This is a genomic window from Paenibacillus sp. RC84 (assembly GCF_041260495.1).
Taxonomy (GTDB): Bacteria; Bacillota; Bacilli; order Paenibacillales; family NBRC-103111; genus Paenibacillus_F.
Map to the genome: position 1 here is coordinate 644,329 of NZ_JBGBYL010000003.1, position 23,482 is coordinate 667,810.

17 protein-coding genes are annotated in these 23,482 nt (G+C 54.5%); 12 read left to right on the forward strand and 5 right to left on the reverse strand.

All coding sequences use genetic code 11. From position 1 onward, the window contains the following. Window positions 1–36: 36 nt before the first annotated feature. The 6 genes from ABH899_RS10310 (at window position 37) to ABH899_RS10335 (ending at window position 10,684) form a co-directional block, all read left to right on the forward strand. Window positions 37–993: an ABC transporter permease gene (locus ABH899_RS10310; RefSeq protein WP_369995931.1), complete on the forward strand. Its 957-nt coding sequence runs from the start codon at window positions 37–39 to the stop codon at window positions 991–993. Window positions 994–1,009: 16 nt separating this feature from the next. Beyond that, entirely contained in the window at window positions 1,010–1,933 is a 924-nt protein-coding gene (locus tag ABH899_RS10315) for a carbohydrate ABC transporter permease (protein WP_009672560.1), read from the forward strand. A gap of 97 nt (window positions 1,934–2,030) precedes the next feature. Continuing rightward, complete coding sequence (locus tag ABH899_RS10320) at window positions 2,031–3,524, forward strand: extracellular solute-binding protein (RefSeq protein WP_369995932.1); 1,494 nt, start codon at window positions 2,031–2,033, stop codon at window positions 3,522–3,524. A 111-nt stretch (window positions 3,525–3,635) separates the two neighbouring features. Continuing rightward, complete coding sequence (locus tag ABH899_RS10325; protein WP_369995933.1) at window positions 3,636–8,525, forward strand: S-layer homology domain-containing protein; 4,890 nt, start codon at window positions 3,636–3,638, stop codon at window positions 8,523–8,525. Between the two features lie 829 nt (window positions 8,526–9,354). After that, window positions 9,355–10,143 (forward strand): aminoglycoside O-phosphotransferase APH(3')-IVa, encoded by a 789-nt coding sequence (gene aph(3')-IVa / locus ABH899_RS10330; protein WP_369995935.1) that lies wholly within the window; start codon window positions 9,355–9,357, stop codon window positions 10,141–10,143. Between the two features lie 25 nt (window positions 10,144–10,168). Further along, a complete protein-coding gene (locus ABH899_RS10335) occupies window positions 10,169–10,684 on the forward strand; it encodes a DUF6886 family protein (protein WP_369995936.1) in 516 nt (171 codons plus the stop codon). Window positions 10,685–10,696: 12 nt separating this feature from the next. On the opposite strand, the gene ABH899_RS10340 is transcribed toward ABH899_RS10335, so the two are convergent. From ABH899_RS10340 to ABH899_RS10350, 3 genes are read right to left on the reverse strand one after another with little or no spacing between them, the layout of a single operon-like run. Next, window positions 10,697–11,833, reverse strand: a complete 1,137-nt coding sequence (locus ABH899_RS10340) for a Ger(x)C family spore germination protein (protein WP_369995937.1) — start codon at window positions 11,831–11,833, stop codon at window positions 10,697–10,699. After that, on the reverse strand, window positions 11,830–13,314 hold the full coding sequence (locus tag ABH899_RS10345; RefSeq protein WP_369995938.1) for a spore germination protein: 1,485 nt from the start codon (window positions 13,312–13,314) through the stop codon (window positions 11,830–11,832). Before ABH899_RS10345 ends, ABH899_RS10340 begins: the two co-directional genes overlap by 4 nt. Then, the gene (locus ABH899_RS10350) at window positions 13,314–14,408 is read right to left on the reverse strand and encodes a GerAB/ArcD/ProY family transporter (protein WP_369995940.1); all 1,095 of its coding nucleotides are present in this window, start codon (window positions 14,406–14,408) and stop codon (window positions 13,314–13,316) included. Before ABH899_RS10350 ends, ABH899_RS10345 begins: the two co-directional genes overlap by 1 nt. A gap of 403 nt (window positions 14,409–14,811) precedes the next feature. Between ABH899_RS10350 and ABH899_RS10355 the strand changes: the two genes are divergently transcribed. Together ABH899_RS10355 and ABH899_RS10360 are read left to right on the forward strand one after the other, a co-directional pair. Beyond that, complete coding sequence (locus tag ABH899_RS10355) at window positions 14,812–14,958, forward strand: GNAT family N-acetyltransferase (RefSeq protein WP_369995941.1); 147 nt, start codon at window positions 14,812–14,814, stop codon at window positions 14,956–14,958. Window positions 14,959–15,058: 100 nt separating this feature from the next. Further along, the gene (locus ABH899_RS10360; protein WP_009672436.1) at window positions 15,059–15,385 is read left to right on the forward strand and encodes an antibiotic biosynthesis monooxygenase; all 327 of its coding nucleotides are present in this window, start codon (window positions 15,059–15,061) and stop codon (window positions 15,383–15,385) included. 245 nt (window positions 15,386–15,630) lie between these two features. On the opposite strand, the gene ABH899_RS10365 is transcribed toward ABH899_RS10360, so the two are convergent. Both ABH899_RS10365 and ABH899_RS10370 read right to left on the reverse strand, forming a co-directional pair. Continuing rightward, window positions 15,631–16,173: a DUF1697 domain-containing protein gene (locus tag ABH899_RS10365; RefSeq protein WP_369995943.1), complete on the reverse strand. Its 543-nt coding sequence runs from the start codon at window positions 16,171–16,173 to the stop codon at window positions 15,631–15,633. Window positions 16,174–16,507: 334 nt separating this feature from the next. Beyond that, a complete protein-coding gene (locus ABH899_RS10370; RefSeq protein WP_369995944.1) occupies window positions 16,508–19,069 on the reverse strand; it encodes a helix-turn-helix domain-containing protein in 2,562 nt (853 codons plus the stop codon). A gap of 190 nt (window positions 19,070–19,259) precedes the next feature. Between ABH899_RS10370 and ABH899_RS10375 the strand changes: the two genes are divergently transcribed. From ABH899_RS10375 to ABH899_RS10390, 4 genes are all read left to right on the forward strand, one after another. After that, window positions 19,260–20,243: an ABC transporter permease gene (locus ABH899_RS10375; RefSeq protein WP_369995945.1), complete on the forward strand. Its 984-nt coding sequence runs from the start codon at window positions 19,260–19,262 to the stop codon at window positions 20,241–20,243. A gap of 16 nt (window positions 20,244–20,259) precedes the next feature. Continuing rightward, complete coding sequence (locus ABH899_RS10380; protein ID WP_369995947.1) at window positions 20,260–21,147, forward strand: carbohydrate ABC transporter permease; 888 nt, start codon at window positions 20,260–20,262, stop codon at window positions 21,145–21,147. An 88-nt stretch (window positions 21,148–21,235) separates the two neighbouring features. Then, on the forward strand, window positions 21,236–22,867 hold the full coding sequence (locus ABH899_RS10385) for an extracellular solute-binding protein (protein WP_369995948.1): 1,632 nt from the start codon (window positions 21,236–21,238) through the stop codon (window positions 22,865–22,867). 188 nt (window positions 22,868–23,055) lie between these two features. After that, window positions 23,056–23,277, forward strand: coding sequence for a helix-turn-helix domain-containing protein (locus ABH899_RS10390; RefSeq protein WP_369995985.1), 222 nt, complete (start codon window positions 23,056–23,058; stop codon window positions 23,275–23,277). The last annotated feature ends 205 nt before the right edge of the window (window positions 23,278–23,482 follow it).

Here is a 23,482-nt window from a genome sequence, read left to right on the forward strand (position 1 = left end):
ACTATACAAAAGCGAAAGCGCATAAGGGGGGATTCGATGAGACAGCCTGCTTCTGAAGTAAACGTCTCCCGGTCGAAACAAAGTTATTCCAGACAATTGGGGTCGGATATCCGCAAGGATTGGGATTTATATCTGCTGCTCGTGCCGGGTATCCTGTTTGTTTTACTTTTCAAATACACGCCGATGTACGGCCTTGTCATCGCGTTCAAGGATTTCAATATTTTCGACGGAATGGCGGCAAGCCCGTGGGTAGGACTCGAGCATTTCAAAAAACTGTTTACCTCCCAGGAGTTTGGCGGTGTTTTCGTCAACACGCTTATTATCTCTCTGCTGAAAATCGTCATTTTGTTTCCGCTTCCCATTGTCGTCGCCATTCTGATGAACGAAATGAAAAACATGCTGTTCAAGCGCACCATCCAAACGGTCATTTACCTGCCCCACTTTCTGTCCTGGGTCATCGTCAGCGGAATTTTCATCGACCTGTTGTCCACGAACGGAGGACTCGTCAACAAAGTGCTGATCAGCCTGGGGCTGGAACAGATCGCCTTCTTCATGGACAGCAGCGTATTCCGCAGCGTCCTTGTCACATCGGCCGGCTGGAAGGAAACCGGATGGGGCATCATCGTTTACCTCGCCGCTTTTTCGACGATCGACCCTCAGCTATACGAAGCCGCCAAAATGGACGGCGCGGGGCGCCTGAAGCAGATCTGGCACATCACGCTGCCCGGAATTTTGCCGACGATCCTCCTGATGTTCATCCTCCGTCTGGGCTCCGTTCTCGAAGCGGGCACGGAACAAATTCTCGTGATGTATAACCCTACCGTTTACAACGTCTCCGACGTGATCGGCACGTTCGTGTACCGGATGGGTCTGGGCAACCAGGATTACAGCTTTACGACCGCCGTCGGACTTTTCGAATCGGTTATCGCCTTCTCGCTTGTCATCACCGGCAATTATTTGAGCCGCAGATATTTGCAGCGCGGAATTTGGTAGAGAGGAAGAGACGCATATGAATACAGACGCAGCCCTGCCTGCCGTAAAGCCGCACAAACGCAGAAAACCCCGGACTACCTGGTCCGAGAAGATGTTCCATCTGATCAATTATACCCTATTTATCCTGTTCGGAGTGGCAACGCTGCTGCCGTTCCTGAATCTGATCTCCAAATCGCTGAGCGATGAATCCGCTGTCATATCCGGACAGGTCAGTCTGTTTCCGGTTGGCTTTCAGCTAAGCACCTACGCCTATGTGCTGCAGGATCAGATGTTTCTGAATTCGTTTAAAATATCCATCCTGATCACGGTCGTCGGCACCCTTCTCAGTCTTTTTCTGACCACGATTACGGCTTATCCGCTTTCGAAAACAAGGCTGCGGGGCCGGAAATGGCTGCTGCTGGTGTTCATCTTCACGATGCTGTTCAGCGGCGGGCTCATTCCGATGTACCTGCTCATGCAGAACTTGAATCTGGTCAACACGCTGCCCGCTCTTTTCCTGCCGGCCATGGTGAACGTGTACAACATGCTCATCATCAAAAACTATTTCGAAGGGCTGCCCGAAAGCCTTGAGGAATCGGCGAAAATGGACGGGGCCAGTAATCTGCGCATTTTGTTCAGCATCATGCTTCCGCTTTCCATGCCGGTACTGGCCACGATCGGGCTCTTTTTCGCGGTGTATTTCTGGAACGATTATTTTGCCGCCATGATTTACATTACGAATCCGAGTCTGAAGCCGATGCAGCTGTTTCTGAAAGAACTGCTCATTTCGTCCACCGGGGATTTTCTGCGGAACAATAATCTGGATTCTTCTATGAATACGACCCCGCAGTCGATTCAGGCGGCCTCGATTCTGCTGGCAACGCTGCCGATCCTGCTCGTATATCCGTTCCTGCAGAAATATTTCGTGAAAGGCGTTCTGGTCGGTTCCGTCAAAGGCTGACACGACACTTCATCCTGAAAGGCGGTGAGGCCCTTCTTTTGAGGCTTGCGGAACTCGGCTCGGTCTTGTTGTTCAACTAAAAGGGAGGTTTACATCTATGTTAAAAAAAGCAGCGCTTCTGCTCACGGTCGCAGCGCTTGGCGTCACGACGGCGGCATGCGGCGGAGGAAAAGAGACCCAGACAGGCGGTACTTCGCCGGCACCGGCAGGAGGAGCCAAGCCGGCCATGCGCCAGCTTATGCAGTACGGAAATTTCGATCCGAACAAAGAATTCACTGCCAAAACGATTTCGGAGAAAACGGGCTATACGGTCAATTACGAGATGCTTCCGGCGGAAAATCCGGATGAGAAGCTGAACCTGCTGATGGCGAACAAAGAAGAATACGACGTGATGAAGCTGAGCGCGCCTCAATTCGAGAAGCTGGCTACATCGGGTGCCTTGGAGCCGCTCGACGACCTTCTGGAAAAGTACGGCCCGAACATTAAAGCGGCCATCGACCCGGCTGCGTGGGAAAGCGCCAAAGTAAACGGCAAAATCTACGCCATTCCGGAAACGGGCTCCGGTCTCGCGGTCGGGGAAGAACTGGTCGTCCGTCAGGACTGGATGGATGAACTCGGTCTGAAAACGCCGACGAACACGGACGAGCTGTACACGGTGCTGAAAACGATCAAGGAAAAGAAAAACATCGCACCGCTGACAGGTTCCAAAGACTCGAAGGAATCCATTATCGGCGATATCGGCGCGGCCTTCGGCGTTACCGCTGACTGGGTGAACCAGAACGGAACGCTCGTCCATCAGGTGGAGACACCGGCGATGAAAGAATTCCTGACTTACATGAACAAGTTGTACAAAGAAGGTCTGATCGATCAGGAAATGCCGATCAATACGAGCGCCAAGGCGATCGAAAAGTTTTCCAGCGGCAAAGCGGCCATTTTCAAACAGGCTTACTGGAACGCGGGAACGACGGAGAAAGCGCTTAAAAAGAACGACCCTAACGCAAAAACGGCTATCATTCCTTTCCTGAAAGACAAATCCGGTAAAGCGTCCACGTTCGTCAAAGCGAACACGACCTGGTTCGTCACCATTCCGAAGGTTTCCAAACATAAGGAAGATGCCGTGAAATTTCTGGATCTGAAGCTGAAGCCGGATAATTTCATCGAAATTGCCATCGGCAAGCAGGGCGAGCATCACGAGATCAAAGACGGCAAATACTACCCGATTCTTCCGAAGTTCAACGACGAGCTTAACAACGGAAGCGGTTTCCTGACGGGTGTCGATTACAAGAAATATCCGGACTACTGGCAGGCCCGTGTGCGTAAAGATCCCGTTCTGCAAGCGTTCTTCGAACAGATCAACAAAAACGCCGAAGGCATCATGGTCACCGATCCGCTTGCCAAGGCGCCGCCGATTGCGGACATCTCCAAAAGCAAGCAGAAGCTCGACAAGTTCCAGACCGACAGCATGCTGAAATTTATCAGCGGATCGGATCCGCTGTCCAATTACGATCAATTTTTGTCCAAATGGAAGGCTGATGGCGGCGATGCGATGATCAAAGCGGCCAACGAGTGGTTCAAAAGCGCCAAAAAATAACACACATCCAGAATCATTCACATCCGGCAGCGGCTTACGAGCGGCTGCCGTTTTTTTCACCGGCCCCGGCCGGATTCGACTCTAAACTTTGACAGAAAGAAGGGAGCCGCTATGAAAAGCTTGCTGCGCAAGTGGAATGGGATGATGATTATCGCTTTGGTGATTTCTTTGCTTACTCCCGCATGGGGAAAAGTCTCGGCGCAAAGCCTCGGGCAAGAGAGCGGGGGAGTTCAGCCCCAAGCCGCCGGTGTGACGGACGATGTGTACATCCTGTCGCAGGACGGCACGTTCCGGCTGCCCGTCGGGCACATCAACGTCAATGTCGATGCGCCGCCCCAGAAGACGAACTATGTGGCCTTGTTTACGAGCGGAGCCCAGGTGACGAACTCGGCGGAAACCGATAAAGTGTTCGTCAAGAAGACGAATACGGCGATTGCCGTGGATAAGCACGATCAGGTGATCCGCGTCATCGGGCCGACGGCTGTTCCGCCTACGGGCTCCACGTGGGAGGAGAACCAGAACCTGCCCATACCGGAGGGCGGATACGTACTTCTCGCCAACGATTCTTCCTGGGGGACGTCCGTAACCCGGAAACCGCTTTTCGAGCATTATAAAACCGGAGACATCGTGTCTTTACATAAAGGAGGACAAGTTGTGCATGCAGGCGATTTTCTGAACCCGGACCCGGGCCTGAATCTCGTGACGGCTTCGGGCACAACGGTGACATCGCCTGATTTTACGGTATCGGGACAGGTGATCCGTTACGGCAGCGGACAGGGAATCTCCTTGACCGTGAACGGGACGGAAGCCGCGCTGAAGGCGGATGGAGCTTTCCAAAACGTGGTCCGGCTGACTGCGGGGACGAACGTCATACCCGTCAAGCTGCTGAAAGACGGCCGGGAGATCGTTTCGTCCACAGTAACGGTGACGTATAACGACGCTCAGCAGCCGGCTGACCTGATAGAAGTCGAGGCGGCGCCGATCGACATTACGATCAGCATCGAAGGCCCGCGCCACGCGATCGGCTACGTAGACCAGGATATCGCCGGAATCGACGACACCGTGGCACTCTTCACGAACGATTGGGGACCGCAGATTACCGTTCCCCAGTTTAACGTTGCGGTGCAGGTGGATGCGGGGAACAAAGTGACGAAGGTCGTCAACCCGTCCATAGACGGCAAAACGCCGGCATGGACCGGTCCCACGGACCTTGAAATACCGCCCGGAGGCTATGTGCTGGTCGCGCAGGATACGAGCTACGCCAGTAAGAACATCAAGAAATATTTGGCCACGTATTTCAAAGTCGGGGATGCGATCAAACTCCGGAAAAACGGCTTCGCAGTCCCGGTCAAGGATCTGATGGGAACGGGAGGGCCGATTGCCCGGCTGACGCTCGATAATTACGCGATGTATACGGAGACGAAGCCGTCTACTGAGCTTTCCGGAACGATTACGAATATGGACGATCCTTCCAAAATCGCGTTAACGGTGAACGGAACCCCGCTTCCGTTCGGTCCGGACGGAAAGTTCAAGACTTCGTACACGCTTGCCGAAGGCATCAATTACCTCGATCTTGTCGTTACGAAAGAAGGCAAGGAACAGGATTCCAAAGATCTCGTGGTATACAGCCGTCCGGGCTTTTCGACCGAGAAGAAGGTGATCCTGTGGGTCGACCAGGCCGCGAACGCAAGGAAATTCCAAACCAGTGACAATGTGGAGAATTTTTTGCGGACTGCGAAAGAGAATGGCGTGACTTCCGTCGTTTTTGACGTAAAAGGCGTGGAGGGGTACGTATCGTACAAGAAAAGCACGCTGACCGGCCGTCCGTACGTAAGCGCCATTAAAGCGCCTGAAAAAGCGGGCTCCAATCCGGATCTCGATCTGCTCCAGGAATTTATCCGCTACAGCCGTGAGCTGGGGCTCGATATCCACGTCGCCTTTAACATTTTCGCGGAGGGGTCTATCGCCAGCAATGAATACGCACTGCTGAACAGCCATCTCGACTGGGAAGAGCGGGTGTACAACGCGGCGGACAAGGGGCAGATCAAACGTCTCCGCGAGTCCGCCAAGCAGGGCGCGGTCGCATTCGTGAACCCGTCCAACGACGAGGTGCGCGATTTTCAGCTGAAAACGATCGAGGAGGTGCTGCAAAATTACGACGTGGACGGCGTTGTACTGGACCGTGCCCGGTATGACAACGAAAGCGCGGATTTCAGCGACTTGACGAAAGCCAAGTTCGAATCGTTCCTCGGCGCGCGCGGCAAACAGCTTCAAAACTGGCCGGACGACGTATTCACGTACGCGGGTACCGTGCGCAAAGACGGTCCGCTTATCGGGGACTGGTGGGAATTCCGGTCGAAAACGATCAAAAGCTTTACCTCCGAAGTAAGGCAGCTGGCCGACCGGGTTAAAGCGGAAAAAGGCAAAAAAATCGAAGTATCCGCCTATGTAGGCTCCTGGTTCGAATCGTATTACTTGAACGGCGTACACTGGGGCAGCACGGAATTCCGCTACGACGAGCGTCTGCGGATGAAAGACGAATCCGTATACACGCCGGGTTACTATGAAAGCGGCTACGTCAAAAATCTCGATTTCATCATGATCGGCGCCTATCAGACAACCGCTCCCGAAATCGAGCATTACATTACACTCGGCAACATCGTAACGAACGGGGAAGTGCCGCTCTACGCCGGCATCGCCCTCACGAATGTGCAGGAACCGGCTCTCCAGCGGGACGTTTTCCAGGCGGGTCTGGAAAATACGCACGGGCTTATGCTTTTCGACGCGTCTCAGGTGAACTGGCCGGTAGCCGGCGCGGCCCTGCGCAATCTCGTTTACGTGAGAGACTATCAGCTCGGCATCTCCCTTCCGGACTCGCCCGATTCGTTCCTCGAGGGAAGCTACTACAACACCAATCTGATCGAAAATAACATCGGCGTGCTCACGGACACCTTCGGCTATTCGACCGGCAACAGCCGTTTCGGCGTGGAAGCGGTCGTGGACAGCTCCGGCAAAGTGACGTCCGTGCCGAACAAAACCCAGGCCATGACGTGGAACTGGGGCAAGCCGGACGAAACCAACAGCGTCATCCCGAAAGGCGGCTTCGTCGTCTCGACGCTTGACGCTTCCGGGATCCGCACCAAGCGGCAGCTCGTCGCGAATGCTTACGAGACCGGTGACTCCGTAAGAGCGGCGGCTCTCAGCGGCTTCCTTGCTTACGAAGGACTCAGAACCTCCGCCGACAGTGTGACTTTCAGGGGGAAGGTGGACGTACTGGGACCGGGCAAGGCCTCCGTTACCGTAAACGGGAAGAAAGCGGCGCTTCGGGAAGACGGCACGTTCCAAGCGGATACCGTCATCCGTCCGGGGGCGAATCCGGTCGTCGTCACCGTCCGGGTGGACGGCTTCAAGACGAACGAGAAGACCGTCACGATCATCGGGGACGAAGCGGCGGTAAAATCATTGAAACTGGACCGCGGCACGTACAGCATGAACAAGGGCGAGAGTCTCCAGCTGGCCGTCACCGCGGAATACAACAATTCCAGCAAGGACGTGACGGGACAGGCGGCTTATGTTTCCCTCGACCCGGCTGTTGTCTCCGTAGACGCTGCCGGGCGGATCACCGCTTTGCGGGCAGGAAGCGGCACCGTTCAGGCGACCTATGACGGACATATCGCGTTGGCCCGGGTAAGCGTAACCTCCGGGAGCACCGGGGGCGGCTCGGATACGGACTCCGGCACGGGCTCCGGTTCCGGGGGCGGTGCCGCCGGAGGAGGCGGCACGTCCCCGTCCGGCCCGGAACGGACGTCGGTGACGGAGACGAAAGGTTCCGACGGGCGGAACCTGACGCTCGTCTCGGCGGATGCCGGCGTGATGGAGGCGGAAATCGCGGCGCTGCAAGGAAAGGCGGCCCCGGTCCTTTCCTACGAGATCCCCGGCCGAGAGCCGGCGGGAATCGTATCGCTGCCGGGAGCGGCGCTCCGCAAAGCGGTTGCGGGATCGCCGGGCGCGATTCTTAGCGTAACCTCGCATCTCGGCGCTATCGAGCTTCCGGCCGGGCTGCTGGCGGCGCACATTCCCGCGGAAGGCAGCTTCGATCTGCTTGTGCAGATCGTGCAGACGTCGGCGGGCGAGACCGCAGATCTTGCCGCCCGGGCGGCGAAAGAAGGCATGCAGGTACAGGGCATGCCGGTTGCTTTCCGTGTTTCGCTGAAAACCGGAAGCGAAACAAAGGAAATCGGCGGCTTCGGAAGTTACATCCGAAGAACCGTAAACTTGCCGGGGGCGGTCGATCCTGACCGCGCCACGGCGGTTGAGCTGGACCCGGCCTCGGGAGAGCTCCGCTTCGTGCCGTCCCGCTTTGAATCGTCCGGGGACGCGCACCGGACCGTTATCCGCGACAGAAGCGGGGGGACCTACGCGGTGGTCACCTCCGATGTCAGCTTCCCCGACCTTGCGTCCCACTGGTCGCGCAAGGATGTCGAGCAGCTGGCCGCGAAGCGCATCGTCGACGGCATGGGCGCCGGCGGCTTCTCGCCGGACGAAGCGCTGACGCGGGCGCAGTTCGCGGCCCTGCTGACGCGGGCCCTCGCGCTCGATCCGGCGCCGTCCGCGGCTGACTTCACCGACATCCCCGGCGACGCGTGGTATGCCGGTGCCGTCGGCGCGGCCGTTCAGGCCCGGCTTGCGGACGGCTTCGAGACCGGGGAGTTCCGTCCCGGAGAGGTGTTGACACGCGAGCAGATGAGCGTGATGCTCATGCGCGCCGTGAAGCTGGCCGGTATCCGGACGGAGGAGAACTCCGCGGCCGGTGCGCTGGCGGACTTCGCGGACCGGGGCGACATCTCCGGCTGGGCGGCCGCCGCCGTCTCGCAGGCGGTGGAAGCCGGCCTGCTGGACGGGCGCGGGGACGGCCGCTTCGTGCCCGGCGGCACGGCTACCCGTGCGGAAGGCGCGGCCGTGCTGAAACGGCTGCTGCATACAGCCGGTTTCGTGAACTAGGCGCATCTGCACATTCACGGCTCCGCGGCACGCGTGCCGGTTTAAACCATCCGAAAAGGCGCATACCACTCAGGTATGCGCCTTTTTGATATTCCGTTTTTAGCCGATTACGAATTTCGTCCGGTTTGTGCCGCTTTTTTTCGGTCGGCAGGATGAGCGGATACAACACCACCCATAACAGGCTGACTAACCGTGATGTTTCGAAGATAGGTTTAAAACGTGCTGGGAGAACCGTTTCCTTCTCCAATGATCCAATAGGCCGTCACGGTGGCTATTCCAATTCCATTATTTGCTTCCGGAATCAGACTTTGGGTATAATTTTGCGATAGGCCGATGGCGGTGACCCGTGCACATAGAAGCGGAATGAGTACAGTAATTCGAGTAAACGGCATCCACTTTCGCTTTCTTCATGACAACTGCCCGGATCGTTGCAACGACAAGACAGACAGCGGAGTATAGCAACCGGGAGTCCTTCTTCGAAAGGATGGGTTTCTTAGAATAGAGACAGGAGAAGCCGTTTTATTATAAAGATTTCTAAATCTGGGATGTGGAAAATGAATCTTGAAAAGGAATTTTGTTCCTAACGGCGAATAACAGTAATTTCCGTTTAAAGGCGGGGCATTTTTAAAAGCGGTGAGGATTCTGACTGTACGGTTCTTTATTTGGCAATGATCGGGGGATCAGCTATGGATCTACAAGCTTTTTTGCAAGTTTGCCGGAACTGTACAAGGAACGTGCTTTACTGAGGAAATTAGGGCCGGAGGACGAATCGGGCCTTGCAGGCGGATCAAGATCCATAAGTAGCCGAATTTTAAGGAGGAACAGACGAATGAACGAAAGTACGCGTAATTGGCCGGAGGAGCTTCTTGAGCTTCTCGGGCAGGCGGAATTAACCGTGAACAAAATCGGATATTCCGGAGATCACGTCTATCATGTGAAGGAGTACAGGGGCGCACCCGCATTTCTGAAAATCGCCCCCAGTGTCTGGTGGAGAACGCTTCGGCCCGAAATTGAGGCGCTCGCTTGGCTGGACGGGAAGCTCCCGGTCCCCAAAATTTTGTACACGGCCGAACACGGCGGGATGGACTACTTGCTGATGGGGGCGCTCGCCGGAAAAGACGGCTCCCACGAAACGATCCAGGCGAAGCCGGAACTCTTTGTGAAGCTGTACGCGGAAGGGCTCCGAAACATACACGGCCTCGATATCCGCGAATGTCCGCTGTCGAACGGGCTGGAGAAGAAGCTCCGGGATGCGAAAAGGATAGTCGATGAGAGCCTGGTGGACCCGACCGATATAAAAGAGGAGTACGATTGCACGCCGGAGGAATTGTACCGGCTATTGCTCGAGAGTAAGCCGGTAACCGAAGATCTGGTTTTTGCGCACGGAGATTACTGTGCACCGAATCTGATTGTCGACGGAGAGAAGCTGACGGGATTTATCGATCTCGGACGTGCGGGCGTGGCGGACCGCTATCAGGACATCAGCCTGGCGATCCGCAGCCTCCGGCACGACTACGGCGACGACCGCTACAAAGCGCTCTTCCTGGAATTTTACGGGTTGGACGGGCTTGACGAGGACAAGGTCAAGTATTATATCCGGCTGGATGAATTTTTTTGAACAACCGAGAAGAGGTGGTGGCCCGATGCTGTATCATTTCAGCGAAGAATCCGGTATCTCGGTCTTCATTCCCCGAAAAACGCCGGGGCGCGAAGATTTGCCGCCTGTAGTCTGGGCGGTGGACGAAGCCCATGCGCATTTATACTATTTCCCGAGGGAGTGCCCGCGAATCGTGTATACGCTCTGCGGCGAGGTCGGGGAGGAGAATAAGCGGCTGCTGTTCGGGCCGGCTGCCTCCGATACGGTCATCGCGATCGAGAGCGTCTGGCTGGACCGGCTGAGACAAACGGTTCTGTACCGGTACACGTTCGATGAGCGGGACTTCCGTCTGCTCGATGCGACAGCGGGCTACTACACGGCCGAGCGGCCGGTAACGCCTTTATCGGTCGAGCTAGTTGGAGATTTGCTTGACAAGCTGGCGGCGACGGGAGCCGAACTGCGGATTGTACCGAATCTCAACCCTTTGCGCGACGCTCTTGTGGCTTCGTCCGTTTCGCTTTTTTCGGTGATTCGTTTCCGCAATGCTCGGCCTCCAGGGTAGAATCAACATGTGCTATTTTCTCTCTTTATACTTGCCGGAATGAGTGATGTTTACCTTCACGTCGATCTTCTCGATAGAATCCTTGTCCAGCGGAAATTCTTTTCCTTTAAAATGCGTTTTCCAGACGTCCGGGTGCTTGCGGTACAGCGTTTCGCTCAGCTTCAGGACATCGACTCGCTTGTTGACCCCTTTATGGAAGGACATCAGGATTTCGTTTTTGATTTCGGTCTCGGCCGAGGTTTCAATTTCCGCCTCCGTCGCATGTTCCCGGAATTCGTCGATAAACGCATGGATTTTCAATGAAATGGTAAAACGTACTTTTTCGTTTACGACATGAGCGTCGACTGTATATTTGGGACCTTCCAAAATAAGCGCGGCGATAGGATGTTCTTTGGGAGCGTTTAGAGGGGTACGCTCCAGTTTAGTTTGAAGCCAGCGTGCTCCTTTCAAGTCCTCCTGGGACAGCCAGGCCGTGTATTTATCATTGTTGAAAAAGTAAGCGCCGTTTATTTCGTACAAGGAAACCCTCGACTGGTCTTCTTCCCATACGACGGAGTTGGCCGTGAGTGAAGGCAGCATGGTCGAATTGCCGGCTTCGTTCAGATCGGCTATGAATTTGTACCCGTAAACGGGCAGGATCAGAGATTTCTGGGAATAGTACTGTTCGGGTCGGGTCAATAAGGACTCGATCGGCGAAAAATTAAGCATGGACGTTAGGGACAACAACTTATCCAAAGGTTTGTTCGTGCCGTAGAACAAAATGTTGTACCGGAGCTCGCGGTACCGGTTGAGCATGTCGTAGACGTCCGGAAGCCCTTTTTTCATCAAAGCTTCGCTTACGATGACGGCTTTGACATGCCCCCAGAACAAGCGCAGCTGCGAGGTGGAGTAGATGGACGTAAGCGACTCCGAGACGGTTTTCCCTTCGCCGCGGCCGACCCAGATCGGAATACGGGTTCCGACCTGGTTGTTTTCGCTTTTGGCAATATTGGAGAAGTTCAGGATCTGGACATACGTGATATATTTTCCGTCTGCGTAATCGATGCCCAAGGCTGTCGCATAAGCCATCGTCTGGAGATCTTTGGAGTTCCAGCAGCCGGTCAGCAGCAGAAGAATACCCAGCCAGGCGCTCCTTTTCACGATACTCACGGGTTATCCTCCTCCTTGTGGTTTTTGTCCTGCGTATGCAGATTTTTGGGCCTTCCGGTCATCAAGGTCCAGGGAAGACGCATAAAGGCGGGCACCCAGTTGCTGTAAATAGGCGGCGAGAACGGGGACAGATAGGGAACCCCGAACGATCTCAGCTTGGACAAATAAACCGTCACCAGGATAATCCCCATGATAAGTCCGAACATGCCGAGTATGCAGGAAAGGAAGAACAGGAAAAACCTCAGCAGACTGACGGCTGAGCTTAAGTTCTGGTTGACCAGGGTGGCGTTGCTTACGGCCGTAATGGCGCCGACTACGACTACGGAGGGGGAGACGAGCCCCGCCCGGATGGCCGCGTCGCCGATAATGAGGCCGCCCACTACGGTCAATACCTGACCGATGGCGCTGGGCAGACGAATTCCCGCTTCTCGGAAAACTTCCAGCAGGATCAGGAGGATCAGGAGCTCGAACTGCCCGGAGAAGGGCAGGCCGAGACGGGCGATCGTGATGGTGGCGAGCAGCCTGAACGGAATCTGGTCTTGATGAAAAGCGGCCAGCGAAACCCAGAAACCCGGCAGCAGTACACACAGGAAAATGCTGAGTATCCGAACCAGACGGGAAAAAGACGTATAGTAGAAATTATTATGCAGATCCTCGGGCGATTTAATCTGCATAGCCATGGTCGAGGGTGCGATCAGCACCATGGGATTGCCGTCAACAATCAGGACGAATCGGCCGTTGAGGAGAGCGCTGACGGCAAAATCGGGTCGTCCCGTGTAATCCATCAGGGGCATCAGGGAAAACTTCTGGTCCGTGACCATCTCCTCGATCTGGGAAATGCTGTAGATGCCGTCTACGTCAATGGACTCCAGCCGGGTGCGAACTTCAAGGAGCACTTCGGGCGAGATGATGTCCCGGACATACATCAAGGCCACCTTGGTTCTCGTCCTTCTGCCGATCACGAACTTCTCGCAGCACAACGTATGGCTGCGGATTCTCTTGCGGATTAAGGCGATGCTAACCGAAAGATTTTCCACGAAACCGTCCCTCGGTCCTTTAATGGATAGTTCCGTATTGGATTCTTGCGGCTTCCGCTCCGGCAAACTGCTTATATTCATAAGGAAAGCCGAGCGAAGATGCGGGAAAACAAGCAGCAGCTTGCCTTCAAACAAGCTCTCCGAGATCGTTTCGGCCGTAATGGGACCGGTAAAAGGAAGAAGCGGCAGACAGGAGCTTAGGACGGTCCCGGCCGTCGGGAAGCCTTGATCTCTGTCAAAGGCCATTTCAAGCCCGGGCAAAACCATCTCGCCGATGAGCTGGCTGTTGCTGGTTGCCTCGCCGTACAGCAGAAGAACTTCCGCAGAGTTCGCGCCGTTTTCCCCGAAAGTATGGGTAAGCAGAACGACATCTTCACTCTGGTCGAACAAATGCTTGAGCTGTCCGGCTGTCCATATTCCCGCATTGCCGCTGCTTTGTACCATCAGGAAGTCCCCTCCTTGCCCGTTTTAGTCGTGACGGATATAAGCGTCCATATTAGGGTCGAGCCCAGTATGACAATAAGAGACAGGTGAAAGTAATACCGGTGCATAAATTCATACAGACTTTGCTGGGTAATCGGCAGCAGAGTCACGAACAGATAACTTAACGCCATGCAGACGATAAAGCGGTTCCGGTATTTCGCCAGGCTAAAGGAGAGCATATCCCCGAGCAGAAACAAGGATAAGCTGATTCTGACCATAGTTCCTGCCAGCCACTGAAAGACAGAGAAAAAATCGACATGCTCGATGGAGTCTCCCACTTTGACGAGCCGCCACTGTTCATAGGGCGATTCCGTCTGCTTCGCTGCCTCCTCAGGACCGAACTCGGTGATGGCGCCGACGATGGGACCCAGCATGATGTGAATGAATAACAGGGCAAGGATGAGAATCTGCCAGCTCTTGATTCTCGTTTTCAAGTGCTGCTGAAGGGCAAGGATGAGAACGAATTCCATAAAACCGCTGCCCGCGTAGAGCATCCCGTCCATAACCGGTTTCATGCCGAACTCCAGCATGGGAAAGAGCCGGTCGTATTCTTTGTTGGGCATGTTGGCTATCATGACGAAGTAACCGAGCACAACCACGAATGGCAGGAGAACACCCGCGCTGATCGCGATCGTTCGCAGCCCTGATATCGCGCAGTATGCGCACACCGCAATGAGAGTTAGGCTTAAAGCGAAGCGAGGAGTGGCCGGCAAGTAATTCGTAACCGTCCAGATGCTCGTTTGCAGCAGCGTCGTCGTGCCGATCAGGTAGATTTGAATGTACAACGGGACAATCAGAATCCAGGAGACGGCCGGATGTGTCCGCTGCGCCAGCCAGGGCTGAAGTTTTTGCTGCCCGGACTTTTTCATGAAATAAACGAGAAGAAGACACCACGGGACAAGGAACAAGGCGGAGAAGATGGGGACGAGCCACGCATCCCGGCCTGAGGCATCCAGAACAATGGGATTGAGAATAACGTGATTCATCAGACCGTTAACGAGCAGAAGAAGCATGGCGAGCTGTAAAAATGATATTTTTCCGCCTGATTGTGCCATAGGACCACCGCCTTCCCCAAGTGATAACGGGCTTTTACACAGCCGCTTCCATAGAGTTTGCAGAAAGTGGAATATCTATGTCCTCTCCGGACAGATTTTAGGAAAAATGACGGCATAACATCTGAAATACACAAGGACTCCTGTCTGTGGACCGGTAACCGGCGGGATGCGAAGAGGCAGGTAAACAAAGTTGCCGCACACGAATAGCGAAGTGAAAATCAATTTGCCGATACAGGATTTCGAAGTTCCCGATCTGCGGCAGAGCGTGGGCGGCGGGATAGCGATTTTCCCGCTCTTCTCGGGCGCTGCAATTTCTGGGCGGGCGTGAGGAACGAAGCGCACAAGCTTCGCCTTCGGCTATGTGGTCGGGACGGGGCTTCAGCACGGTTACATGGAGGATATCATGGTACATCCGGATTACCACGGCGGAGGAATCGGGAAGGCTCTGGTGTTGCGCTTGCTGGAAGAGGCGGACAGAACGGGACTTGAGATCGTAACCGTCACGTTTGCCGAAGCGCATGCTTCTTTTTACGAAAAAAGCGGGTTTTAGCCGTGCCCCGGCGGTCTGTGGAAAAGCGGATCAAATTGACAATGATAATCTTTATCAATTACAATGAAGGTATATTTCATAAATAAGGAAGTGTATCTTCATGTTCATTCAAACGAGATCCGTCGTAGTGGAAAAGGGAAATGCCGAGCAGGTTGTCGAACGTTTCAGCAAAGAAGGCGCCATTGACAGCCGCGAAGGTCTTATCGACGTCAGTGTGATGGTTAACCGTTCGAAGAAAGAGAACGAGGAAGTGCTGATCCTGATCCGCTGGGAATCGGAAGAAGCCTGGAAGAACTGGGAGAAGAGCGAAGAGCATATCCAGGGGCACCGCGAGAAAAGAGGACAGCCGAAGCCCGAGTATATCATCTCTACCAGCGTAAATTCCTATGAGCTGAAAAAGAGAAAGATCGGCAAAGCAGGCCAATAAATGTACCAAGATGCACCGTGTGTGTATGTACATACGGTCCCGGACGAGAGCTGTGCCGCGGCAACCCGGACTCTGCCGAGCGCAGGGAGCTGCGGGAACGCCGCGCCGCGGGACGGAACAAGGAAAGCCGCCGATCGGCGGCTTTTTTCGTTTTCGCAGGTCTGATCCGTCTCGACCGACCCTTCCCGTCCCGACCCGTCCGGGAGCCGAGCAGGAGATAGGGCTGCCTTCGGAAAAGTGACGGCCTAGAGAGAACGGGCCAACGAAAGCAGCTTGTTCATCGTGTTCCAATTCCGCGTCGTTGCGGGGGTTTTCAGCTTATGCAGGCTGGCGGCCACCTTGGAATCGCGAATGCTTTGATGAAACAGGAGGTATACCTCGCGTCCGACCACCCGGTACTCCTCCAGGCGGGGGTCCGGCTCAGGCACACGCCCCAAATCTTCCGGGGCGGGCCGATCTGCCAGCAGCGTCACGTAGATGCTCTCGCCTTCTTTCAGATCTGCCGCGTCATAGGGACAGTCCCGGATAATCTGCTCCCATTCCTCCGCCGTTCGTATAATAACGGAGACCTGAAAGCCGAAGACGGCGGCGATTTCATCTTCAATCCGCTCCCGGAGCGCCTCTTCTGAATTTGCGAGGTCTGAACGGAACAGAACGTTTCCGCTTTGGATATAGGTTTTTACCGCGAGAAATCCCATCGCTTCAAACATGTTTTTGAGTTCGGCCATTTTGATCAGCTTCTGGCCGTTTACGTTAATTCCTCTCAATAAGGCGAGGTAAGTCGTCATGATTCAGCCCCGATTCTTTTTGGATCCAGTATAGCATGTACGAGCCGTGAAGTGAGAGAGAACGGATGCGGTAAGCCGCAATTTCGCGTTAATTCCGAATATTGCCATAAAGAAGTACCTCAGGCGATCAGCACCGCGATTGCATTTCAGGGCGAGGTGTATAATCGAGCCCGAACGAACAACTTCTGGATGAGCGCCGCATGTTCCTATTATGCGGAATACTACAAGTATAGTCCCGAAGGAGCTACGGTAAGCGGTCATTTGACCATCCCAAATAACCCGTAGGGTTCATAAATGAGATCGGGAAAGCCGCAGCGAATGCAGCTTTTTCTTTTTACAAACCGCCAAGCTCCCCGCCGATCACATGTCTCTTGCGGTATTCGCCGGGGGGGAGCCCCGTCATCTTCTTGAACATCCGGTTGAAGGAGGTGACGTTGCGGTAGCCGATTCTCAAGCTGATCTCCTGCACGCTCAAACCGGTCCCGCCGAGCAGTTCCTTCGCCCTGCGGATGCGGATCGCGTTGAGCTGTTCGCTGAAGTTCACGCCCGTCTTCTCCTTGATATAGACGGACAAGTAGGCGGCCGACAAGTTCAGCTTATCCGCCAGCAGATCGAGCGAAATATCGTCGGCGAATTTGTTCTCCAGCTCGTTCATCACGAATTCGATGACGGAATCCCGCTCTTCCTTGCCCGCCGCGATAATCCCGGCCGCCTCCTTGAACAGCTGCGCGTAGAACCGCCTGAACTGGTCGGGGGTGTAGCAGCTTCTCAGCCGGCGCTGGTGTCGCTCCTGGAAGGAGAGGCCTCCTTCCGGGCCGCAAGCCCCGCCGCAGGCGCGGGTCGCTTCGCAAGGCGTGCCAGGATCTCCGCCGCAGGCGCAGGCCGCCTCAGCAGCCACAGGTCCGGCTCCGCCGCTGCTGAGGCCGCTTCCGGCCATATTCCCCGGCAAGGTCCGGGGAATATGGCCTGCGGCGGCGCCTGCGCCCGCGCTATCGTTCGGCTGCGCTTCCGCCGAACGATGCGCGTTCGCACCTGCCGCCGGGGACTCGGGGCCGGGATCGGCGCCCGAATCCGGCCCTGCCACAGCGGCGGCGGCGGCGCGGCCGTACGGCTCGACGGCTCTCGCGGCGCGGAGCAGGATGCTCTCGGCGATTTGCCGGTACTGCGCGAGTCCCGCGTCTTTCTTCTCCATCTGCTCCAAGATGCGTTCGGTCAGCGACACGCAGTGGGTGAGATTTCCCGCCTGGATGTGCCGGAACAGCTCCTGCTCCTGGGCAGCGTTCAGCGCGTAGGGAGGCGAAACGCGGTGGCTGCGGATAATCTGGCACTCGTCCAGAGGCCGGATCTGCTGCGCCATCTCCTGCGCCTGCCTGTAGGCGGCGTTGAACTGGCCGGAGCCTTTGTGAACCGAACCGACGGCGAGCGTGACGAGAAAATAAGCTTTGTCCCGGTCCAGGATAGGTTTCAGCTTCTCCAGCGCTTCCCTGAGTTTTTCCGTCTCATCTCCGCCTTTTACGAGTGTCAAAATCTGATTCGTGTCGATCTGGAACGTGTGCGAATGGGGAAGATGCTCGGTCATGACGACGTTGATATACTCCCGGATATAGTAAGCGATCCGGTCTGGCCGCGAGTGGCTTTCGGGAACGGTCCCCTCTTTGAAATGAAGCTGGGCCAGCACGAGGCAGAACGGGTCGTCCATTTCCGCGATGTCCTGCCAGTCGTTGATGTCCGATGTAATCGCTTTCAATTTATTGATATACCCGAAGCTGGTCAGAAGCGACTTTTTTCCGAGAAGCTCCTTCCGGACGGCTTCTTTTTCCTCCATCAGCTCGTGGAGGTTCTGATGGATCAGATCGAATTCGCGGATCACGCTCTTCGGCCGGACAGGGTCCCTACTCACGATGGAGCTGAGCATCTGCTTGACGGGCCGGTGAATTCTGCGGCTGAAGAACAGCGAGGCCGCAATGCCGAGCAGAAGGGCGGCGGCAAAAATTAGCAGCAGCGTCAGGCTCGCGTTGCGCACTTTGGCCGTGATATTCGCGTACGGCAGCGCCGTGACATACGTAAGCCGGGTGAGCGGGTCTTTTTCGGCAAAAAAATACGTGTCGCCCGCCTTCATATACCCGGCTCCTTCCGGTCCGAAGGACGGGATATCTCCGGCGCCGAAGGCGGATGAAGACCGGTACAGCAGGGAGCCGTCTTCCCGGAGGATCATAAACTCCCGGCTGTCTCCGGGTCCGTAGAACGCTTCCTGCAGAGCGCGGGCGTCCAGCAGAGCTACGATCTGATAATTGGAGCCGGGCATGCGGAACGAGAACGGGATCAGCTCCACGTCCACCGACGAGTTCAAGGTCGTCACGTTGAACGACGACTGCGGATGCAGCGCGTAGTTGCCGCTTCGCGCAAACTGTTCCTTCCAATAAGCAAGCGGGTAGTCCGCGCTCCGATAAAAGCGTTCGAACAGCATCGGCGCGTTCACACTGCCTTCTTTCTCCACGATCAGCGAATGCGAATCGTAATACACCAGCAGGTTATTCAGATAAAACATCGGATTGTAAGCCTGGGCGCGGACCGTTTTCAGAACCTCGGACGCCTTCCAATATTCGATGTCCGGTTCCGCTTTCGTCAGCAGCTGTCGGTTGAACGCCACGACCGCTTCGTTCGAATAGAGATCGAACAGCATCGTTTTGATCCGTTCGAAATGGGTCTCGTACCGTTCGGTCGTATTTTTAAGCATCAGCCGGTTGTACTGGATAATTTCGTTTTGCATGCTTTTGTTAAAGAAATAGACGGAGACTCCGTTAAAAACGGAAAACAGCAGCAGAATGCCGAGAAAGCTGAAAAATAGTTTGTAGACCAGCGAATGCCGGTTAAGCAGGACCCGTTTCAAGCGCATCAAGCTCCCTTTCCGTGTTGTCTTCTTATTTTATCCAAAGAACGCCGGGGGACAAATAAGCTTTTTTTTAGATTCTTATCTTTTTTTTATCCGGCGAATCTGGGGCCAAGGAGATAAAGAAGTGTAAATACCCGGCGGCTGCCCCGTTTGCTATGCTCCGGAAAGAATACAAGAAAAGTGGGGTGGGGATTTGTCACAAGAAGCGTCATCGTCACAAACAGCGGCTCCGGCATCAGCCCCGGCCGCTTCGGCCGTCCGTAAACCGAAACGATCCGCGGTCTTTAAACGGGTCCGGAGAAATTGGGATCTGTATCTGCTCATCTTGCCGGTGCTCGCGTTTTTCCTGGTCTTCGAGTATTTTCCCATGTACGGCGTACAAATTGCCTTTAAAAATTTTATCGCGACCAAAGGAATCTGGGGCAGCCCGTGGGTGGGCTTCAAGCATTTCGAGCGGTTCTTCGAAAGCTATTATTTCTGGCGGCTGCTGACCAATACGCTGGGCATCGGTCTCTACCAGCTCGTCGTCGGTTTTCCGGTTCCGATTATTCTGGCCCTGATGATCAATGAAGTCCGCTCCAAAAAGTTCAGCAAGTTCGTCCAGACGGTCACGTACGCGCCGCATTTTCTGTCGACGGTCGTTCTGGTGGGCATGGTGTTTATATTCCTCTCGCCGCAGACCGGCCTGCTGAATATGGTCGTGACGTGGTTCCGGGGGGAACCGGTTAACTTCCTGACCGATCCCGCCTGGTTCAAAAGCGTCTATGTGCTGTCCGGCGTCTGGCAGCAGATGGGCTGGAGTTCCATCATTTATCTGGCCGCCCTTACGGGGATCGATCCGCAGCTTCACGAGGCGGCAAGGGTCGACGGGGCAAGCCGCTGGCAGCGCATCCTGCATATCAATCTGCCTGGCATCATGCCGACGGTCACCATATTGCTCATTCTGAATATGGGATCGCTGCTCGGCGTCGGGTTCGAAAAAGTATATCTGATGCAAAACTCGCTGAACATGCAGGCGTCAGACGTCATTTCCACGCATGTGTACCAGAAAGGGATTATCGACGGTCAATACAGCTATTCGGCAGCGGTCGGCCTGTTTAATTCCGTCATCAACTTTATTCTGCTGCTAACGGTGAACCGGATCGCCCGCAAAGTCAGCAGCACCAGCTTGTGGTAGAAAGGAGGACTGCCCGATGAATACCATTCAAAGCACCCGGGAAAAAGCGTTCGACTGGGTCGTGTACGCGCTGTTGTCTCTCGTTTCCCTGATTGTGCTGTATCCCCTTGTCTTCGTTCTGATTGCCTCCTTCAGCAGTCCGGAAGCTGTCATGCGGGGAGAAGTGTGGCTGTGGCCCAAAGACATTACGTGGATGGGCTATACGAAGATTTTTCAGAATAACGAAATTTTAACGGGGTACTTGAACACGATCGTATATACGGTCGTCGGTACGTCGATCAATCTGATTCTATCCGTTGCGGCCGCTTACCCGCTCTCGCGCAAAGATTTTGCCGGAAGGAACGCGATTTCCGCCCTCATGGTGTTTACGATGTTTTTCAGCGGGGGCATGGTTCCGTCCTATCTGCTCGTCAAAAACCTGGGCATGCTCAACACGATGTGGGCGCTCATTATTCCGGGGGCCGTGTCCGTGTATAACATCATTATCATGCGCACCTTTTTCCAGAGCTCGATCCCCGGCGAAATGCAGGAAGCGGCTTCGATAGACGGCTGCTCGAACCTCGGCATTCTCTGGAAAATCGTGCTGCCGCTTTCGATGCCGATCATCGCCGTTATTATCTTGTTTTACAGCGTGGGCCACTGGAATTCGTATTTCAGCGGACTGATGTATTTGACCGACCGCGACAAGTATCCGCTTCAGCTCTTCCTGCGCGAAATTCTCATCCAGGGGCAGATGCAGGAAATGCTCGGGGTCGGAGACGATTCTCATGCCCGGAATGTGATGGAGGGAGAAACGATCAAATACGCGGTCGTCATCGTGGCCAATCTGCCGGTGTTGATGCTGTACCCGTTTTTGCAGCGGTATTTTGTCAAAGGCGTCATGATCGGTTCCGTCAAAGGCTGATTCGCGGGACGGAAAGTTTTTCGGGTCCGCCGGGGCTGACACCCCGGCTGCCGATAGATACAATGGACTAAGGGAGGAAGATTTGCTGATGAGAAAAATGAGATGGACAGCCGTGACGTTAACCGTTGCCATGGCCGTAAGCGTACTGTCGGCATGCAGCGGAGGAAACGAAAGCGCGGGAAGCGCGGACGGCAAAGACAGCAAGAAAGAAGTGGCGAATTTGAATCCGACGGGAATGCCCATCGCCAAGGAGCCGGTATCGCTCACCTTCTTCACGGGGAAGGCGGCCACAAACGGCAATAACTTCGAAGAAACGCTCGTTTGGAAAGAATATGCCAAAATGACCAACATGAACATCAAGTTTCAGCTCGTTCCGTTTGAAAACCTGACGGAAAAACGCAATCTCGCGCTGGCCGGGGGCGATTATCCCGACGCGTTTTATTCGGCCCGCGTTCCTTCCTCCGACCTGATGAAATACGGGGCGCAGGGAACGTTCGTCAAGCTGAACGATCTCATCGATCAGTATGCTCCGAATTTCAAGAAGCTGATGGAGAAGTACCCGGATTTGAAGAAGGGCCTGACGATGCCGGACGGCAACATTTATTCGTTCCCTTCCTTCTACAGCCCGGATTTTCTTCCGATGCTGATCGGAACCCCGCTCTGGGTCAAGCAGGATTGGCTGGATAAGCTGGGCATGAAAGAGCCGGCCACGACGGAGGAGTTCTACCAGTATTTGAAAAAGATCAAAGAAACCGACCTGAACGGGAACGGACAGGCGGATGAAGTTCCATATGCGGGAGAAGGAATCAACCCGCTGATCGAGCAGCTGCGCGGGGCGTGGGGCTTCGGAAACCGCGGTCTCGGCCACAAATTCGTCGATGTGGACCCGAAAACGAACGATCTGCGGTTTTTCCGGACGGACCCGGGCTACAAAGAAGTGATCGAGTACATGCGGAAGCTGTACACTGAGGGCCTGATCGACAAAGAAATCTTTACGATCAAGACGGCGGCGCTGTTCGCCAAAGGACAGAAGGGCGTGTTCGGCGCCACCATCAATCCGAATCCGAAAACCCAGATGAACCAGACCGGCTACTTCGGACTCGGCGCTCTGAAAGGCCCTCACGGCGACCAGCTCTACTCGCACGTCAAGGTGCCGGCCGTATGGCCCGGCGCGTTCGTCATTACGGACAAGAACAAGAATCCGGAAGCGACCGTACGGTGGATCGACCATTTTTACGGCGATGAAGGCGCGACGTTCTATTTCATGGGAATCGAAGGTCAGACGTATAAGAAAACGGCGGACGGCAAGCTTGAATTCGTCGAGGAAATCACAAAAAATCCGAACGGCCTGACGATGGACCAGGCTTTGGCCAAATACATCACGTGGCTCGGAGGCAGCTATCCGGGTTATGTGCAGCAGAAGTATTTCAAAGGCTCGGAGACGCTGCCGGAATCCGTGGAAACGGGCAAGAAAGCAGAGCCTCACGCGGTGAAGGAGCTGTGGAACAACTTTAACTTTACCGAAGAAGAGACCGAATTCCGTTCGACGGTGGGCAAGGACATGGAAACGTATATCGGCGAAATGGAAGCGAAATTCATCACCGGCTCCCAGCCGATGTCCGAGTGGGACAAATACGTGGCGACCGTGCAGAAGATGGGCGTGGACGAATATATGAAGATTTACAAGCAATCTTACGAGCGGTATAAAAGCAGCAAGTAAGAGTTTCCGGCAGACGGGAGAAGGACGCGATGTCTATCTCCTTTTTTTTACAGCCATGGTCAAGAGGCGCTGGATTATCTGTCCGCGCATATGGTAGACGCGATTATTACTGATAACGGACAATTTGCATAGAACTTGATGAAAGGTGGGGGATAAATGAGTGATATTGGATATCTAAAAACCAATCTCTGTTTGCAAAAAGTATAGGAATCTCTCAAGGGAACCTGAGTGAAATTGAAATGGGAAATAGTAATTTTTCAACGGATACATTAATATCAATTAGGATCCAATATAAAGTTAATACAAACTGGTTGTTAACTGGCGTAGATTCTGAAGATGGGATTACATATGAGGACTATGATGAAGAAAGGTTAATTGAGGTATATAGGAACCTTAATAATTACGATTAAAACGAAATTATAGAGATAATGCAATTGAAGATAAGATTAAGATCAAATTCATGACAAAATTCTCTAAGAAGTGTTTACCCGCTGGATAATCTCAGCGGTTTTTTTGCGTTTACTTGGAAACTCTGCGCTGAATATTGTCTCAAACCACTAGCAGAAACACGTTTACGAAGATAAACGGAATTTTTATGAAATGGCTGTACTCTCG

Excerpts from the sequence above, each read along its gene's own strand:
- ABH899_RS10360 (WP_009672436.1), top strand. The coding sequence starts at position 15,059 with ATGTTCATTCAAACGAGATCCGTCGTAGTGGAAAAGGGAAATGCCGAG.
- ABH899_RS10310 (WP_369995931.1), top strand. The coding sequence starts at position 37 with ATGAGACAGCCTGCTTCTGAAGTAAACGTCTCCCGGTCGAAACAAAGT.
- ABH899_RS10345 (WP_369995938.1), bottom strand. The coding sequence starts at position 13,314 with ATGGTACAAAGCAGCGGCAATGCGGGAATATGGACAGCCGGACAGCTC.
- ABH899_RS10350 (WP_369995940.1), bottom strand. The coding sequence starts at position 14,408 with ATGGCACAATCAGGCGGAAAAATATCATTTTTACAGCTCGCCATGCTT.
- ABH899_RS10385 (WP_369995948.1), top strand. The coding sequence starts at position 21,236 with ATGAGAAAAATGAGATGGACAGCCGTGACGTTAACCGTTGCCATGGCC.
- ABH899_RS10320 (WP_369995932.1), top strand. The coding sequence starts at position 2,031 with ATGTTAAAAAAAGCAGCGCTTCTGCTCACGGTCGCAGCGCTTGGCGTC.
- ABH899_RS10370 (WP_369995944.1), bottom strand. The coding sequence starts at position 19,069 with ATGCGCTTGAAACGGGTCCTGCTTAACCGGCATTCGCTGGTCTACAAA.
- ABH899_RS10380 (WP_369995947.1), top strand. The coding sequence starts at position 20,260 with ATGAATACCATTCAAAGCACCCGGGAAAAAGCGTTCGACTGGGTCGTG.
- ABH899_RS10365 (WP_369995943.1), bottom strand. The coding sequence starts at position 16,173 with ATGACGACTTACCTCGCCTTATTGAGAGGAATTAACGTAAACGGCCAG.
- ABH899_RS10325 (WP_369995933.1), top strand. The coding sequence starts at position 3,636 with ATGAAAAGCTTGCTGCGCAAGTGGAATGGGATGATGATTATCGCTTTG.
- ABH899_RS10335 (WP_369995936.1), top strand. The coding sequence starts at position 10,169 with ATGCTGTATCATTTCAGCGAAGAATCCGGTATCTCGGTCTTCATTCCC.
- ABH899_RS10315 (WP_009672560.1), top strand. The coding sequence starts at position 1,010 with ATGAATACAGACGCAGCCCTGCCTGCCGTAAAGCCGCACAAACGCAGA.
- ABH899_RS10355 (WP_369995941.1), top strand. The coding sequence starts at position 14,812 with ATGGTACATCCGGATTACCACGGCGGAGGAATCGGGAAGGCTCTGGTG.